We start from the raw sequence: 15,097 nt of genomic DNA on the forward strand, positions 1-15,097 counted from the left end.
TACAGTTACTTAAATCTTGAGAGTACAAAAACCCTTAATGCTTAGAGACTCCTAGACTCTCAGTTGTACAGTTACTTAAATCTTGAGAGTACAAAAACGGGTGTATGCACCAACTTTGACAGAACAGAGTTGTACAGTTACTTAAATCTTGAGAGTACAAAAACGCGTACACTTCGCTTATTTCACCAAATTCGTTGTACAGTTACTTAAATCTTGAGAGTACAAAAACTAAAACGGGTGACTTGAAACAGATAAATTCGTTGTACAGTTACTTAAATCTTGAGAGTACAAAAACCACGTAAGGAAGCGGATAAAGAAGTCATTAGTTGTACAGTTACTTAAATCTTGAGAGTACAAAAACCTCAAATGAAATTTTGACGTTTTTATACCCACATAGTGATTATAGAATCAATCACTGTACTTGTCAATTCTTACTTTCTAAATATCTATGTAATAGCTCCTCATCAGGTGTCTGAGAATATTTAATACAATAGTTAAAGTGAAACAAGTGATTTAGGATATTTAAAATTGCTGAATCTACGAGTGAGAGATTCGGTTGTCTCCTCATTTTTTTCAATAAATAAGGCGTCACATTCTCTAAGGATTTCCTAAAACTTTCTCTTGTTGGGAAATTATTACTTGGATAATGTTTCTTTACCCTTTCATACATAAACTCAATATCGTACAAATGCTCCACCTGGTCAGATAAAATATTGACGAACTTGCTATTTTCTTCATCAATCTTTAAATAGCCTTGGTCACTTGGAAATAAAATAAAGGTTAGGTTTGAATACTTTTTGACTAGCCGACCAATTTGCTTATAAAAACTATCATATGATTCCTCTGAGACAAAACTATCAATATTATTTAGCACAATGAGATATTTCTCCGTTGTTTGTGACAGAAGACGGTCTAACATTTCTAAAAAGAGGGATAGTTTATCGGTATTTGCAACCCATTCGAAAGATAAATTCTTATTCTCAATGGCAAAAAATGGACTAAAATTTTTTGAAAGTAATTGGTCTAGTGTTAGAGGACGATTCTCTAAATGGTATTCCACTTGACCACAGTTTAAGTTTATATGCTGGTTCATTACCCCTTCTATAAGCTCTACTTGTTCATTAATTTTCTCCAAATGGGCTAAAATATCAACTTGATTGACAATTTTACTAAGGTAACTCTGAGCAAGTGTTCCTTTCTTGTATTCCATCTGCTCAAGTAAATCCTTAAAACTTGAAATGTCGATATAGTGATAGCTACTTCGCTTCACTATTTCTCCAGTCTCATCAAGTATGGTAGGCTCCTCATAATCAAAAATACTTAAGTCCTCACTTGAGTATTTTTTTCCACCAAAATACCAGCTCAAAATCTGCCAAATATAATATTTGAGTTCTTTATTCTGACCAACAATTTGTGTCATCGCACCAATATTCAATTCAATACGTTCCTTGTAAGGATGTTGTACAAAAAATTTCATATGACCACCAACTTATTATCACTGACGATTTCTTCTTGCTTAGTTTTGCCACCTATGATTAATGTCATCTCTGAAAATTGCTTTTCAGTAACCGCCAAAAGTCTCACATTTCCAACAGGTAGATTGCTCATCTTTAACTTCTTATAAAATTTATTTGCAAAGCTTCTATTAGGACAAGTGCGATAGTAGACCGAAAATTGTAACATTTCAAATCCATTTGAAATTAATTCTTTACGAAAATTACGATAGATTCTTTTTTCATCCTTGGACTCCATTGGCAAATCAAAAAAACATAATAATCTCAACGCTTCATACCTCATCTTATTTTCTCCACTCTAAACTTGATACCACCGGACAGTGAAATTTACTAATATCTTTTTCCGAAATATATTTGATAAAGCCTTTGACATATTTATCCATAGCAACTGTCACTGAGCAAGTCTCTTTGCCATATTTGATTTTAGCATTGAGTAAATCTGTCAATCCCAACCTATACTCATATTTAAGAAATTCTTGATCTCGTAGATTATCATAAACCCAAACATCTACAATCTGTCTAAATGGCTCCATCAAGTCATCAACCAAATTAAACTGATTGTATTCATTTTTATGGAATATACCTAATAGGCCATTTAAACCATAACCCGCCACTATTCTAGCCATCTGTGCCCTCATGATAGCGTAGCCATAGTTTAAACCAGCATTGATGACATCGGCTTCTTGTTGGGTTATTCTGACAAATTGTTTACCAAAGAGCTCATTAAAATAGACCTTGGCAGCATGTCCCTCTCTATTGGTTCTATCACCTGGTTCTATCTGCTCTTTATAGTCTGAAAGTAGTCTAATGTTATCCAGACTTTTTTCAAACATAGCTAGGACGTCCTCTTGGTTATTGATTTTATAGTAAGTCACAATCTGCCATGCCTTATCCTTTTGCTTCTGAGACCAGTCCATCTGTTCTTTCAAGCGCTTATAAGCTCTAAAGTGCCCATTTTGAGAGTGGCAAATCCCTGTTGGTAAATGTTCGTTATCACAAACAACTAAGGCAATATTATATTTACTTAGGGCACTTAATAATCGAAGAGTAACAACTGTATCCCCACCTTCAGCAACTATTATCGAAATATCACTAAGTGGCACCGTAAACTCTTGTCCCATCTTTTGCACTAACAAGTTATCAAGCTTTAAGCGCATCTTCTCACTTTGACTGACATGTACAACTCTCCAAGTCATTTCTTCTCCTTTTTAAATAACGAAAACACCCTGCCATAAAATGACAGGGTGTTGATTTCGGCATGAAGCCTTATCTTTGTAGCTTCTGCAAGATTTAAGTAACTGTGTAAGGCGTCCCTTACACGATTATTATAGTATATAGCAACTATAATTGCAACACTTTTTAACAATTAATATTAAAAATCTAGCTTAGGCTTATCACCCTCATTTTTGATGATATGCTGATTTCCTAGAACATCCGTTCTTACTTTATAAATAGAAATATTTGATTTACTTAATCCCTTTAGACATTGTCCACCCTTTGCAACGGTTCCTAGAATATTTATCAAAGGTTCGTTTCCTTCAAATTTCTGTTTATCATATGGCTTTAATTCTACATAATGCTTTTTATTTGGCATTGATCGAGAAAGAAAACGGAATAGTTGCTGTTCTTTTGTTTCCGTATCTTTGATAAGCAACAAATCATTTTTATAAAGTGTGAACTTGAATTCTGAATCAGAATCTACACCCTCTTTCTTCTTAATGTCATTGTATTTTTCCTGAGAAATCTTATATGTTCCTGTCCCTTTCTCAAATTGTAGATCAGCATATTTTAATCCAAGGATTTCGTATTTTCCAGTAGTCTTATTGAAATAGACATCCGCTCTCCATGGAGAAACTGACTGCAAGACAACTTTATTGTTACTATTCTTTGGAGTGATATCAATATGATTACCTAACTTACTATCATAGTATTTAAGACTCTTGATTTCAGGACCATTGCCTTTTTTACTATATTTACGAATATAGTCGCCATGTTCTTCTTTATATTTTAGGAAAGGATTACATGGTACTTCTTTCCCTTTTTCATTCATTTCCTTATTGGGATAGTTCTCTAAAATTGGCTCGATAACTTTCTCAAAGGTTTGTGGGTCGTGACGATACATGAGGAATTTTGACTTATCCTTCTGATAAATCTTTATAAAGGCATCATAGCCAGCCTGGCTATAGATATCTTTGATTTTCCCTAAGACATAAGTTTCATCCTTCTTATCTTTTCCTACTTTAGCCTGCCTTGTTGCGTAAATTGTTGCATCAGAAATCTTTCGATTAAACTTAGAATCCACTTGATATGAGAACAAGATACTGTCTTCAAATTCTTTACTCTTCAATGTATCAACAAAATGTTGATAAGGGGCTTTAAATACAGATTCCTTGTACTCATCGTCACTAATAAGTTCACCTGTTTCAATATCAAGTAGTTGGTCTTCTGAATAACTTACAAGAGTATTCTTTTGTTTTTTCCACAAATTCAACTGACTTGAAGCAGCAATAATCAGTGCATCTACGGCATGGTGATGATAGGTATCACGAGTCTTATCGATTCCCCAATGGCGTCTCAATTGAGATGTGAATTGCCCGCGAACCACGGAAACTTTTGTATCAATCTTGCGAGTTCTAAAATGTTCTTGAAGGGCATTGAGGACAACTCTTGAAGCGTATCTTGTATCTACAAGATTTCGTTCAATAAATTTCTTTCGAACATCAAATTTTGAAATATCCTCTTCCGTAAGAAGGTATTCTTTTTTCTTGTTTGAAAGTGTTTTCGACTCACGGACAAAGGCTTTTAGTTCACGGAAAGACCATGCATCATCCATACTATCTAATGCCTGGTAAGGTGTTCGTTGTCCTTTTTCTTGGTTAGCAGTTGCATAAACTAAAACCTTATTAGCAAGGCTATCATCAAAGGTAATAGAGAGAGGTAAAATATGATCTATTTCAAATTGATTGGGATTATTAATCAAATCATGGATTGAAATTGTTTTACCAGTATAAAGGCAACGTTCTCCTTGCTGATGCCATAGGCGGATTTTAGTCGCTAATTGCTTATGACCATGGAAAACGCTATGTGGTAATTCAGCTTTTCCATTATATTGATTGGCAGCCTTAAGCATGGCTGCATCCTTTTCATCTTTATTAGCTTTTTGAATCTTTTGAATAGCTTTCTTTTCATCATCTTCATTCGTTTCTCGAGCCATTTCGATGACAATATTGTCAAAATCACCATACTCTTTGATTGCCGCATTTACGATTTTTATAGCTTGGCGAACAGACTTAGCAACAACAGGATTGTAGATTTCTTCAGTTAGTTGTTTCTCATCAATATATTTGGTTTTATTTGAAGACGAAGTTGTTTTTTGTTTTCCAAGTCGTGTCAAGATAGTCATTTGTTCTTCTGACGTCGCATATAATTCTGGGATTAATTCCATCATAAGTTTGACAGAAAAACTGTGCCAGCCTTTTCCAAAAATGGAACTATTTGCTTTGCGAAATTGAACCAATTCATCAATTTGCTCCTGACTGAAGGTCCCATCAGCAAACTCATGCTCTATCGCTTCTTGGATACCTTCCCTCTCCGTATTTAATGTTAAGACATAGGCTAACTTATCAAGCTTTTCTCTCTCCATTTGCTCAACATCAATAGTTTCAAGCGTCTTCATTTTTCGGTAGGCTTCGAAAGTATGAATTTCAGCCTTATCTGATTTATCGATACGGTATCCTTTGATATCCGCAACATCACAAGCAAGTAGTTTAGCAATATATTTGAACAGTTTCTTAGAACCCATTGCCTTTTCATTTTTGACATAGGTAATGATTTGATTCTTCTGTTCTTCACTTAACTTCTTGGTTTCTGTTGGAACGGTTAGATTGTTCAAATCATTTAGCAAATTGAATTCTTGAGCCGTGTAGGAAGCTTTTGCTGCTCTATACTCTTCTGGATAAAATGTACATTTCCCAATTAGGATTCCAAAAATATTATCTAAGGTTACGTACTCATCTTCAGAATTTTTCTTAGTAGTATACCTTCCATAATCAGTCCGTGACTTCTCATTACCTGGTCCGTGATAATATTTACGTTTTCCAGTTAGAATTTGGAGATAACTATTAATAAATTCATCGCTAATCTGTGGATTAAATTCTTGTTGAGTTTGCAGTATTCTCAGTGCTTCTGCTCGATAAGCTGATGTTGGAAAGACATTAATTAAGCGATGTTTTTTTCCATCTTCTTCGACTGTGAAATCACCACGTAATTGACCATATTTTTGGTAGCGTTCCGATTGAATCTGGCCCGGCGTTTTTGTTTCTAATTGTTTACTGTTTTCTTTGACAATTTGTGCATAGTCGCCTACTGATGAATTCCCGTCATCACTAGCATCATCAAGATAACTAATCCCACGGTGTTTCACCATATTTTTAAGAGCGATAAACAATTCTTCATTAGACAATTCATCGGTCAAGCCCTTAACTCGTAATTGATATGGGTTAAGATTAATTGAAACCTTTGTAAAATCAGTGATTAATCCACTTTCTTCAAATATGTGATTTAAACGAACTCTACGATGTTTTTTACGTCGTGTCAATCGTCTTCCTTGACGATTTGTTCTACGTTCTACATTATTCTCCGCTTGAGCTGCTGGGAAAATGCGTGAGTTCTTATGGACAATTTCTCCCGTCACTTTATTAAGGATACCTACACCAACAGAACCTATACCGATATCAAGTCCTAAAACTAAGTCGCTCATTTAAGAATCTCCTTATGCTTTTTCTAATATTTTACAATAATATCTGAAAATTTACAACAAAATTTGTAAACGCTGTCTTTGTTTCTATTTTAAAAAGCCAAGTTCAGTTGAACTGGCTTTTTCTTCTTGTATTAAAAACATTTGTCTAGGCTTCTTGTGCTAAGGCTGCTGCTTTTTCAAGGGCTTGGTCGGTAGACTCGCAGATATGGTCTGCTCCAATAGTTTGGATAAAGCCTGATTTTTCAAGAACTCTGTAGGGTTAAGCATTAACGTGAGAAAGAAGCAAGGTCATACCACGTTTTTGGCAGATGGCCAGGGTTTCTTCAAGGGCATCTAGGCCTGAGATATCCATGGCTGGAACGTTTCGCATGCGTAGGATGAGAACATTCTTAGTTTCATCGTTAATCACATTCAAGAAGTTATTGGCTGCACCAAAGAAGAGGGCACCAAAGACTTCATAGACGACAGTGTTTTTTGGGACTTGTTTTAAGTCGCTATCCTCGGACAAAACTGGATCGTCCAGATTTTCCTTGTCCACCCACTGACGGATTTGAGCCACGTCGGACATGCGTTTGAGAAAGAGGAAGGCTGCTAGGACCATACCAAATTCGATGGCAACCACTAGGTCAAAGAAAACGGTTAAGACAAAGGTCACTAGCAGAACCGCCACATCACTCTTAGGGGCACGTTTAATCATACGACCAACTGTACGCCAACCGCTCATGTTATACCCGACAATCATAAGGATTGAGGCTAGACAGGTCATAGGAATCAATGAGGCGTAAGGCATGAGGAAGAGTAAAATCAGAAGCAAGGTGAAGGCATGAACCATACCTGCTACTGGTGTTCGTCCGCCATTTTTGACGTTGGCTGCGGTACGGGCAATAGCACCCGTTGCCGGAATCCCACCAAAGAGGGCTGACATGATATTTCCAACACCTTGACCGACCAATTCTGCATTAGAACGGTGATTACCACCAATCATGCCATCTGACACCACGCAAGAAAGGAGCGATTCAATAGCTGCTAGTATGGCAATGGTGAAGGCTGGCGAAATCATTTGACGAATCAAAGAAAATGATAGGTCAGGAACCGTGAAACTTGGAAGTCCCGCCTTGATGGTGTATAGGTCACCAATGGTTTTGACTGGGAGATGACCAAAGGCCACGATGGCTGTGGTCACAAAGATAGCAACCAGAGAACCCGGAATTTTCTGAGAAAGGCGTGGCCAAAAGATTTGAATGAGCAGGGCCAAAATACCGATAGCTAGGGTCGCCCAACTAATACTTGAAAGATGCTCTCCATAGGCAATCATCTTTTCCAGAAACTCAGCTGGCACAGACTTCATCTCGAGGCCTAGAAAATCCTTAATCTGTCCAGCCACAATCCCAACGGCAATCCCCAAGGTAAAGCCAAGTGTGATGGTTTTGGGAATGAATTTAATCAGGTCGCCAAAACGCAGGAGCCCCATGATAATAAGCATGAGTCCCGCCATGAGCGTGGCAACAGTCAGACCAGCCATGCCATACTGGGCGATGATGCCATAGATGATGACAACGAAGGCTGCGGTAGGTCCACCAATCTGAACCCGACTACCTCCTAAAAAGGAAATAAAAAAGCCTGCAACCACTGCTGTGTAAAGACCTTGTTCGGGATTAACACCAGAGGCAATCGCTAGGGCAATCGACAAGGGTAGGGCAATGATAGCCACGATAACTCCTGCAATCAGGTCCTTGACGAACTGTCCCTTGGAATAATCCTTGATGGTGGTGAAAAATTTGGGTGTGATATATTTTAAAGCGTCCATTTTTTCCTCCTAACTAATATCCTAAAACTCTTTGACTTAACTCTTTTTCAATGAGTGTCAGACGCTTATCATTTTTACAGTCTTATGATAGCACAGCAAATCCCCATTTTCTAGGGGATTGGGAGATGTAAACGTATTATTTCAAGAATTTTTAAACTTTCTTAGTTTAGAAATGAGGGCATCAAAAAAACAAGCCCTGATTATGGACTTGTTTTGACTTTTCATGGCTTGATAGATTCCTCTTACATTACCAACTGGTTGGCAAGGAAATCGGAATGTTAAGCTTGACCTTCATCTTGCTATTGGTCACAGTAGCCTGCTCAATTTCGTAGCCGATTTCAGGAAGCTTGAGCTGAATTTGGTTGTTAACCATGCGAACACCACTGCTTGACTGGGCAATACTCTTCTTGAGATAAGGCAGAACCAGTGATTTAGGTACAGGGAGGCGACCCAGGTGGGCACCTGCCAAGTCTAGTAGGATGACTTCCTTGTTAGTGCTAACCGTGAAATCAAGGCTGAATGTTGATTCGATAGGTCCAAGAGACACCGGTAGCTTAGCTGTCAGATAAGAATCATTCAACTCTACAGTACTGTTTAGCAAAGTCTCGTCATTAGAATCAGCCATGCTTGCTTTTAGGATTTGACGAAACTGGTTGCTATCAAGATTAATCTCAGTTGAAACCCCACCTGACGAAAGGGACGCCCCACCAATACCAGCCTGGGCTAAATCGGCAAGAGATGTTTGAGTTGATACATTTTTTAATTGGTCCTGACTGTCGATCTTGTCCGGAATGAGTAGAGCCGCCACTGCAAAAAAGACCACAATGACGAGGACAATGAGTCGTTTAAACCATTTCCACATAGGGATACCTCATTTCAATTTTTCACTTTTGACGTCTATTGTACTGTAATCAAGGAAAAAAAGCGAGTAAGAACTGGAAATTCTCTCATATTTTCTTAATGCAAGAGGTAGGGTTCGAGAGCTTCAAAGACTTTTAAGTAAGCATTGGTATAAAGGTGGACACCGTCATAGGTGTGCTCAGCCTTCTGCTCTTTCCTATCATTGACCAGCCCCGCATTACAATTAATAAAGTGGCAACCATAGGTTTGGGCGATTTCCTCAAGAGCCTGGTTACAACGGTCAAGATTTTCAGTTGTTCGCAGTTTCATCCACTGGATTGAAGCCTTGGTCTGCCAAGGCAGATGAAGATTGGCTGGGTAAAAAGCCATGAGATAAATCTTGGTATGAGGCAAGATAGCTTGTGTTTGCTCCAAAATCCGCCTGATGTTTGCTGTCAGATGTTGGAACCACTGGTCTCCATAAGTCTCCTCGGTCATGTCATTGGTACCGATATTGATGAAAACTTTGCTCGGTTGCAGATCCAAAAGCAGGGGATGGATATGCTGGAGAAATTCATCCGTGTTCAGGCCGCTGATACCTCGATTGTAGATGATGTCGTCGACACCTCTACTCCTAGCGATTTCACAAATGGGAAAAAGCTCCATGAGAGAGGATCCCGTGAAGAGCGTCTCCCCTTTGATAGCAACCTCATTTAAGTACTGATAATTTTTAAGTTTGATTTCTGTTAATTCATCCATGATAACTTTCTTCTATATAATTTTATCTAAATGAGGGAGAAAAAAGCCCATTTTCACCAGTCTTGCCACGTTTCTTTGACACGAATCACACGGCCTTGCTTATAGTCAATATGGTAAACACGCCAACCACCAATCCAATCGTCCTTCAGCTTGTACTCAACACTTCCTTGAAGATCACTCCCCTTGCCCAAGAGTTTCTCAACTTCTTTTCTCGTCATGCCCTCAAGCTGATACTGCCGGTGAAAACTCCACATGAGTTTGTGTCGCATAGGAGCTGGTGTTTGAGCCCATTTTTCAGGAGTAAAAATCCGGTCACGAGGGACAATGATTGCAAAATGAACCAGACAAATGATTTCAATAATTAAGCAAAAGCCTTTTAGTCTCTTACGTCTGGTTTCTGGGGTAAGATATGCCATAGGACTACCTTACTTTCTCTTGCTTCCAATGGTCGTCCAAAATCACTGTGTGCTCTTTCGAAAAGCGAATAAGGATGTCTCTGGCAACTTGTTGGGATACACGCGCGACATTGGTCAATTCTAATCCTAGCTCAGGTGTGTCGTGTTCCAAGCGATACTTGTCATCCTCGGATTCAACAAAGATAAAACTCATTGACCCTTTTTCGCTATAAGTGAGATAGAGACTATCGTAGGATACTGGAAGTTGCGCCAAGGCATCCCAGATATCACTGTCACTTGGGTTTGTAATCGTCGCATAGTCTACCTGATCAGCTGTCGAAATACGCATGACAAGGCCTTCTGCTGCTTTCTTTTTAGGTGCAAGCCACTTAAACAAATGCATCGTTTTCCTCCTTTAGATGATGATTCCTTTTTGCTTGAGATTGTCCAGACATTCCTGTAAATAGGCAGTATCATGCTCTGGGTAAATGATGACTGGTAGCTTCTCCACTTCAATCTTATCGTAGGCTGGCATCTGCCTGCCTCGATACTCCTTGTCCAACCACTCTGGGCTGACACGATAGCCACGTTCCGCCATTTCTTGCATAATAAGCTCATGGTATTTAAACAAGCGATACGGTGAATAATCAAAAACATAGTTAACCGTCGCATGTTTGCGTTGCCATCCCTTACCACGAAGGGCGCAACATTCTCGGTGCTGCCCTAATAATTGCTGACGGGGTAGTTTTGCAATCAACTCTTGATGCCACAGTCTCATTTTGAACCCCCATTAATTAAGGTTGACTCCTCCAGATAGCGATTAGGATACTTGCTGAGGAGCTCTTTGACAGATTCCACTAAACCATGCTGAGGAATTTGGCCTGCTGCATAGCTATCTAACTGAGCCATAAACTTTTCCTTCTCACTAGTGGTTGCTTTTTTCTTAAAATACCCCCAGATATGTTGGAAAGCATTGACGACCTGACCAGGATTTTCAGGAAGGTCCAGGGCTTGATCAATGTAGGCCTGAACCTGATCCAAACTAACCTCATCATTCTTGAGATAGTTACGGATTTCTAAGTAAATCTTGTTTGAATGGCTGAGCACCAGGTACTTATTGGCTGCCCAAAGTCGCTCGCACTGGCGACGTGGATTGGTAGTTGTCATTAGGAACCTTCCTTGATTGCTTTTTATCAGTATAGCATAGTTTAAATGGGGATAATAGATTATGCCTTTGAGAATTTGAAGAGTGATTTTCAACTATTTTCAGAAAAGGGATTTTGTTTGGTTTATGTATAAGCGTTTGCTATACTTAAGGTATCAAAGAAAGGAGACAAAGCCTATGACATTGTCCAAAAAACTCACACTTTCTCTTGCCTCTATGGCAGTTCTTGGTCTTTTAGCAGCCTGCTCAAACCAGAAAGCTCAAACACCTGAAAGCTCTGCTAGCACCCAACAAAGTTCAAGTAAGGTTTCATCTTCACAAAGTTCTGAAGTTTCTAAACAGACTGAAGGGCTAGATGGCACCTATAAAGGAACTGATGAAAATGATCGTATTACTCTTACCATCTCTGGAAATACTGGAACTTGGGAAGAGGACGAAGCAGATGGCGAGAAGGAAAGCAAGTCTGTAATAGTTAACCCTGACAATCAAAGTCTAACGATTGGTGATGATACCAAATTCTACAAACTCGACGGTAATCAGCTGACTATTGAAGATGATGACCGTGATCCAAACGATACGGTTGTCTTGACGAAATAATATGAAAAACCTTAGCCAAACCACTCTCTGGAATTTAGCTAAGGTTTTTTATGTTATACTATAGGCAGAAAGAAAACGAATACAAACAGGAGGTTGACGATGACTCAAAGAAGATTATGGGTGACGCTATTTGTTGTGTCGATTATTGTAACTCTTATTGGACTGGGATTTTCTGTCTATAACTATTATGTCTTTGATAAACCCTTTATGACTACCACTACAAAAGGGTTACTAGCAGCATTTTTCCTGTGTGCGACTATGGTTGCCATCACCCTATCCAAATCAAGTAAGAAGTAAAGATATGAAAGAGGTATAAGTTTGTAGACTTATACCTCTTTTGATACAACATTATTTAATCTTGTGTTTGTTCATCTTTTCTTCAAAGATGTCTGTCATGATTTTACGCAACTCTTGGCATTCTTTTTCAGCCTTTTGATGATGAAATGTATCCTTGGCCAAACGAGTCACCTCCTAAAAATGAAACTGTGTCATTATATCAACAGATAGGAAAGAAAAGCTCCCACCGAAATTCAGTGGGAGGTTCAACTCTATTTCTATGATTTTCGTACCGCTACCAGCCAAGAGGCTAGCATGATTTCAAAAATGACCAGAAAGATAATCTGAGTGAGTGAACTCTGAACCAGCATAAGGACAGCCAGACTATCGATCAGCATATGAGCGAGGATACAAGGAACAGCTCCTTTCGAATACTCTTTGAGAGCTCCAAATAGAAAAGTATTTCCTAAAATCATCAGGTAAAAAATGAGATAGTTGGAGGAACCTGCTGTAATCCAAGGGAGTTGATAGATAGGGATATGCCAGAGGAACCAGACAATGGAAAGAACCATCATTTTAGTTATAAAGTGCTTACTAAAGTAAAGATGTTCTTGTAAAAACCAACGCCAACCTACTTCTTCCAGCCCCCCATATAAAAAGGTCCAGGGAAAATATAGTAAGAAGGCCAAGAGGGTGTTCCCAGTAAAGCTAACATTCCTGAGAAAGAATGAGATTCCATAGTAGATGACTGGAATGAAGAGAGCTAGAATCCAGGACAGGGGACTTTCTTTTTGAAGAAAGACCTTTTTGAAGAATTCACCCAAGGATTTGACTTCACTCAACACAAGAGAAAAGACAGCCGCCATAATCAATGGAACACAGTTCATTAGGATAAACAGTAGTGAGGCACCCAGACTACTTCTGTCTGGGAAACACCATAGGATAACTTGCCCTACTATATATGTAGCAAAGAGGGCAGACAGTGCATACCAGATAGCGACTGATTGTTTTGAAATAAATTTGCTCATTTTTTCTCCGTAACGGGATGGTAAAATTGACAGTATCTCTTTTTTATGGAAGGTTGATTCGTAATTGTAGAAATAAATACATTGTCTTTAAAAATCTTATTTAATCTTGTGTTTATTCATTTTTTCTTCAAAGATGCCTGACATGATTTTACGGAGCTCTTCTCTCTCTTTTTCAGGAAGGTCCCCTTGGCGCTTAGCCGCTGCATAAAGTTCAGGATATTGCTTGGCTACACGCTCGACTGTCTTAGTCGTCGCATGCCCTCTGACAAAGAAAGGAATGCGTTTAATCCATTCTTGTGGTACGAGAGCGAGTAACTTCTTAGCCGCTTCCTTATCAGAAATCTCAGCTGTGCTCAAACCTTTTTCGATTTGCTTTTGTTCTTGTTCTGTGAAATCTTTTAATTCCATAACTTGCTCCTCTTTATCTTTATATAGTAAATTTTAGACCCATGCATGAGAATATACAACTGATTGGGATGGGATGTTGCTAGCTGTGAACAATAATAGAATTAGGAAAATCATGATTTCTTTTTTCCTAAAATACCGTACAAAAAGATCTGATGAATCTGCTCAACCTCTGTCTCTAAATTGTCACTATGGGCTAATTGATTTCCCATACCATTAAGAGCATCCATGACATTTAAGATAAGCTCTGTCGATAGGTCTTCAGCAATAAGGCCCTCTGCTTTTCCGAGATGAATATAAGCACGATAGATGTCACCTTTTTTTGCAGTGATTGCTTTCGTTAGGAGAGTTGAGAAAACAGAATCTTCCACCATTTTATCTTGAAAATAGTCCGAGATTTGCTGACTCATTTTCTCCTGACATAGGGCAAAAGCATGGTCTAATTTTGTTTTAAAATCTAGATTGCTATTTAAAATGTCCTCAGCTTGTTGGGTTATTTCTTCAAACAAGTCATTAACACAGAGAGCCACCAAATTATCTTTGCTCCCGAAATAATTGTAGATAGAAACAGGAGATACTTCTGCTGCCTCTGCAATAGATTTTATACTCGTTTGTTTAAAACCTTTCTCTTTAAACAAACGCAAAGCTGCTTGAATAATCGCTTGCTTCTTTTTCTCAGTCGTCTTTTGATATTGATTCATGTGAACACCTCTGTTATAAATAATTGTAGCATAAGTTTGAAATATATAAGTAAATATTTCATTTTTTCTTGCTATTCTTAATAGCTTTCTCTATAATAAAGTTTGAATTTTAATCATGTATATTTCAAACTCTATTTTCAAAAATGGGAGGGAACATGCTCATTCAATATCTTATAAAGCAATCTAGAAAACCGAGTGGTCTTGTCGGTCGATTGATTACCAACATCTGGTCGTCCTATTTCAAGGAACTCAGCCTTTGGGCAACCAAACAAACCACTATCCCTAACAATAGTCGGATTTTAGAAATCGGCTATGGCGGAGGCAGCACTATTAAGAACCTTCTTGAGTTAGATAAAAATCTTGACATTCATGGTATTGATATATCTAAGGAGTCTTATCAAACTGCTAGACGAATTCATTCAGATGCTATAGAAAACGGAAGTGTTAAGCTGAGGATTGGTAATGTAGCAAACCTTCCCTACCAAAATAATGATTTTGATTTGGTATTTGCCATCCAGACACATATTTTCTGGGAGGATTTAAAACAGAGTTTTCAGGAAATCTATAGAGTCATGTCCAATCCTTCCACTTTGATTATTGCTTCCGAAAAAGAAAAAATAAAATATCATATGACAGATTATGGAACAAGCCATGAATTAAGGCAGTTGTTAACAAGCATTGGCTTTTCAAAGATTGAAGAAAAGCAAAATTACAAATGGGTTGTGTATGTTGTCACTAAGAGTGATTAGGAAATTTAATAAGAAATTCCTTAATCAAATCGAATCTCTCACCCCTAGCAAAACATAAAGAGAAGACTAATTTAGTCTTCTCTTCATACTAGGTTGCGGAAC

General features: G+C 38.2%; 16 protein-coding genes, 1 pseudogene and 1 CRISPR repeat array. Of the genes and pseudogenes, 3 read left to right on the forward strand and 14 right to left on the reverse strand.

What is annotated here, in order from left to right:
- A CRISPR array of direct repeats spans positions 1–364; the repeat unit is 32 nt; unit sequence TACAGTTACTTAAATCTTGAGAGTACAAAAAC.
- 60 nt (positions 365–424) lie between these two features.
- The 11 genes and pseudogenes from csn2-St to HMPREF2607_RS06865 form a co-directional block, all read right to left on the reverse strand.
- Entirely contained in the window at positions 425–1,477 is a 1,053-nt protein-coding gene (gene csn2-St / locus HMPREF2607_RS06815; RefSeq protein WP_070476429.1) for a CRISPR-associated protein Csn2-St, read from the reverse strand.
- A complete protein-coding gene (gene cas2 / locus HMPREF2607_RS06820; protein WP_070476431.1) occupies positions 1,474–1,797 on the reverse strand; it encodes a CRISPR-associated endonuclease Cas2 in 324 nt (107 codons plus the stop codon). Before cas2 ends, csn2-St begins: the two co-directional genes overlap by 4 nt.
- Before the next feature lies 1 nt (position 1,798).
- Positions 1,799–2,710 carry a type II CRISPR-associated endonuclease Cas1 gene (cas1, locus tag HMPREF2607_RS06825; RefSeq protein WP_070476433.1) on the reverse strand — a complete coding sequence of 304 codons (912 nt, stop codon included), beginning with the start codon at positions 2,708–2,710 and terminating at the stop codon, positions 1,799–1,801.
- A 176-nt stretch (positions 2,711–2,886) separates the two neighbouring features.
- Positions 2,887–6,273, reverse strand: coding sequence for a type II CRISPR RNA-guided endonuclease Cas9 (cas9, locus tag HMPREF2607_RS06830; RefSeq protein WP_070476435.1), 3,387 nt, complete (start codon positions 6,271–6,273; stop codon positions 2,887–2,889).
- 145 nt (positions 6,274–6,418) lie between these two features.
- Positions 6,419–8,080 (reverse strand): annotated as a pseudogene (locus HMPREF2607_RS06835) (SulP family inorganic anion transporter).
- Between the two features lie 247 nt (positions 8,081–8,327).
- Positions 8,328–8,942 carry a hypothetical protein gene (locus HMPREF2607_RS06840; protein ID WP_014633340.1) on the reverse strand — a complete coding sequence of 205 codons (615 nt, stop codon included), beginning with the start codon at positions 8,940–8,942 and terminating at the stop codon, positions 8,328–8,330.
- A gap of 95 nt (positions 8,943–9,037) precedes the next feature.
- The gene (locus HMPREF2607_RS06845) at positions 9,038–9,679 is read right to left on the reverse strand and encodes a GDSL-type esterase/lipase family protein (RefSeq protein WP_070476437.1); all 642 of its coding nucleotides are present in this window, start codon (positions 9,677–9,679) and stop codon (positions 9,038–9,040) included.
- A gap of 53 nt (positions 9,680–9,732) precedes the next feature.
- Positions 9,733–10,095, reverse strand: a complete 363-nt coding sequence (locus HMPREF2607_RS06850; RefSeq protein ID WP_060972783.1) for a hypothetical protein — start codon at positions 10,093–10,095, stop codon at positions 9,733–9,735.
- A gap of 4 nt (positions 10,096–10,099) precedes the next feature.
- The gene (locus tag HMPREF2607_RS06855; RefSeq protein ID WP_060972784.1) at positions 10,100–10,477 is read right to left on the reverse strand and encodes a hypothetical protein; all 378 of its coding nucleotides are present in this window, start codon (positions 10,475–10,477) and stop codon (positions 10,100–10,102) included.
- A gap of 12 nt (positions 10,478–10,489) precedes the next feature.
- Positions 10,490–10,852, reverse strand: coding sequence for a TIGR02328 family protein (locus tag HMPREF2607_RS06860; protein WP_070476439.1), 363 nt, complete (start codon positions 10,850–10,852; stop codon positions 10,490–10,492).
- Positions 10,849–11,241 carry a YbgA family protein gene (locus tag HMPREF2607_RS06865; protein WP_060972385.1) on the reverse strand — a complete coding sequence of 131 codons (393 nt, stop codon included), beginning with the start codon at positions 11,239–11,241 and terminating at the stop codon, positions 10,849–10,851. The genes HMPREF2607_RS06860 and HMPREF2607_RS06865 overlap by 4 nt, the downstream gene beginning before the upstream one ends.
- 175 nt (positions 11,242–11,416) lie before the next feature.
- Between HMPREF2607_RS06865 and HMPREF2607_RS06870 the strand changes: the two genes are divergently transcribed.
- Together HMPREF2607_RS06870 and HMPREF2607_RS06875 are read left to right on the forward strand one after the other, a co-directional pair.
- Complete coding sequence (locus tag HMPREF2607_RS06870) at positions 11,417–11,836, forward strand: SP_0198 family lipoprotein (protein WP_070476441.1); 420 nt, start codon at positions 11,417–11,419, stop codon at positions 11,834–11,836.
- A gap of 99 nt (positions 11,837–11,935) precedes the next feature.
- A complete protein-coding gene (locus tag HMPREF2607_RS06875; RefSeq protein ID WP_048674353.1) occupies positions 11,936–12,133 on the forward strand; it encodes a hypothetical protein in 198 nt (65 codons plus the stop codon).
- Between the two features lie 257 nt (positions 12,134–12,390).
- On the opposite strand, the gene HMPREF2607_RS06880 is transcribed toward HMPREF2607_RS06875, so the two are convergent.
- The 3 genes from HMPREF2607_RS06880 to HMPREF2607_RS06890 all read right to left on the reverse strand — a co-directional run bounded on the left by HMPREF2607_RS06880 (position 12,391) and on the right by HMPREF2607_RS06890 (position 14,246).
- Positions 12,391–13,140 carry a CPBP family intramembrane glutamic endopeptidase gene (locus HMPREF2607_RS06880; RefSeq protein WP_060972386.1) on the reverse strand — a complete coding sequence of 250 codons (750 nt, stop codon included), beginning with the start codon at positions 13,138–13,140 and terminating at the stop codon, positions 12,391–12,393.
- A gap of 96 nt (positions 13,141–13,236) precedes the next feature.
- Positions 13,237–13,548, reverse strand: a complete 312-nt coding sequence (locus HMPREF2607_RS06885) for a hypothetical protein (protein ID WP_064523345.1) — start codon at positions 13,546–13,548, stop codon at positions 13,237–13,239.
- A gap of 110 nt (positions 13,549–13,658) precedes the next feature.
- On the reverse strand, positions 13,659–14,246 hold the full coding sequence (locus HMPREF2607_RS06890; protein ID WP_070476443.1) for a TetR/AcrR family transcriptional regulator: 588 nt from the start codon (positions 14,244–14,246) through the stop codon (positions 13,659–13,661).
- A gap of 155 nt (positions 14,247–14,401) precedes the next feature.
- On the opposite strand from HMPREF2607_RS06890, the gene HMPREF2607_RS06895 reads away from it, so the two are divergent.
- Entirely contained in the window at positions 14,402–14,995 is a 594-nt protein-coding gene (locus HMPREF2607_RS06895; RefSeq protein WP_070476445.1) for a class I SAM-dependent methyltransferase, read from the forward strand.
- Positions 14,996–15,097 lie beyond the last annotated feature (102 nt).

Source organism: Streptococcus sp. HMSC078H03, assembly GCF_001808655.1.
Lineage (GTDB): Bacteria > Bacillota > Bacilli > Lactobacillales > Streptococcaceae > Streptococcus > Streptococcus salivarius_G.

What these genes read in the sequence shown, in the direction of transcription:
- csn2-St (WP_070476429.1), bottom strand. Translation starts at nt 1,477, where the DNA reads ATGAAATTTTTTGTACAACATCCTTACAAGGAACGTATTGAATTGAAT.
- cas2 (WP_070476431.1), bottom strand. Translation starts at nt 1,797, where the DNA reads ATGAGGTATGAAGCGTTGAGATTATTATGTTTTTTTGATTTGCCAATG.
- cas1 (WP_070476433.1), bottom strand. Translation starts at nt 2,710, where the DNA reads ATGACTTGGAGAGTTGTACATGTCAGTCAAAGTGAGAAGATGCGCTTA.
- cas9 (WP_070476435.1), bottom strand. Translation starts at nt 6,273, where the DNA reads ATGAGCGACTTAGTTTTAGGACTTGATATCGGTATAGGTTCTGTTGGT.
- HMPREF2607_RS06840 (WP_014633340.1), bottom strand. Translation starts at nt 8,942, where the DNA reads ATGTGGAAATGGTTTAAACGACTCATTGTCCTCGTCATTGTGGTCTTT.
- HMPREF2607_RS06845 (WP_070476437.1), bottom strand. Translation starts at nt 9,679, where the DNA reads ATGGATGAATTAACAGAAATCAAACTTAAAAATTATCAGTACTTAAAT.
- HMPREF2607_RS06850 (WP_060972783.1), bottom strand. Translation starts at nt 10,095, where the DNA reads ATGGCATATCTTACCCCAGAAACCAGACGTAAGAGACTAAAAGGCTTT.
- HMPREF2607_RS06855 (WP_060972784.1), bottom strand. Translation starts at nt 10,477, where the DNA reads ATGCATTTGTTTAAGTGGCTTGCACCTAAAAAGAAAGCAGCAGAAGGC.
- HMPREF2607_RS06860 (WP_070476439.1), bottom strand. Translation starts at nt 10,852, where the DNA reads ATGAGACTGTGGCATCAAGAGTTGATTGCAAAACTACCCCGTCAGCAA.
- HMPREF2607_RS06865 (WP_060972385.1), bottom strand. Translation starts at nt 11,241, where the DNA reads ATGACAACTACCAATCCACGTCGCCAGTGCGAGCGACTTTGGGCAGCC.
- HMPREF2607_RS06870 (WP_070476441.1), top strand. Translation starts at nt 11,417, where the DNA reads ATGACATTGTCCAAAAAACTCACACTTTCTCTTGCCTCTATGGCAGTT.
- HMPREF2607_RS06875 (WP_048674353.1), top strand. Translation starts at nt 11,936, where the DNA reads ATGACTCAAAGAAGATTATGGGTGACGCTATTTGTTGTGTCGATTATT.
- HMPREF2607_RS06880 (WP_060972386.1), bottom strand. Translation starts at nt 13,140, where the DNA reads ATGAGCAAATTTATTTCAAAACAATCAGTCGCTATCTGGTATGCACTG.
- HMPREF2607_RS06885 (WP_064523345.1), bottom strand. Translation starts at nt 13,548, where the DNA reads ATGGAATTAAAAGATTTCACAGAACAAGAACAAAAGCAAATCGAAAAA.
- HMPREF2607_RS06890 (WP_070476443.1), bottom strand. Translation starts at nt 14,246, where the DNA reads ATGAATCAATATCAAAAGACGACTGAGAAAAAGAAGCAAGCGATTATT.
- HMPREF2607_RS06895 (WP_070476445.1), top strand. Translation starts at nt 14,402, where the DNA reads ATGCTCATTCAATATCTTATAAAGCAATCTAGAAAACCGAGTGGTCTT.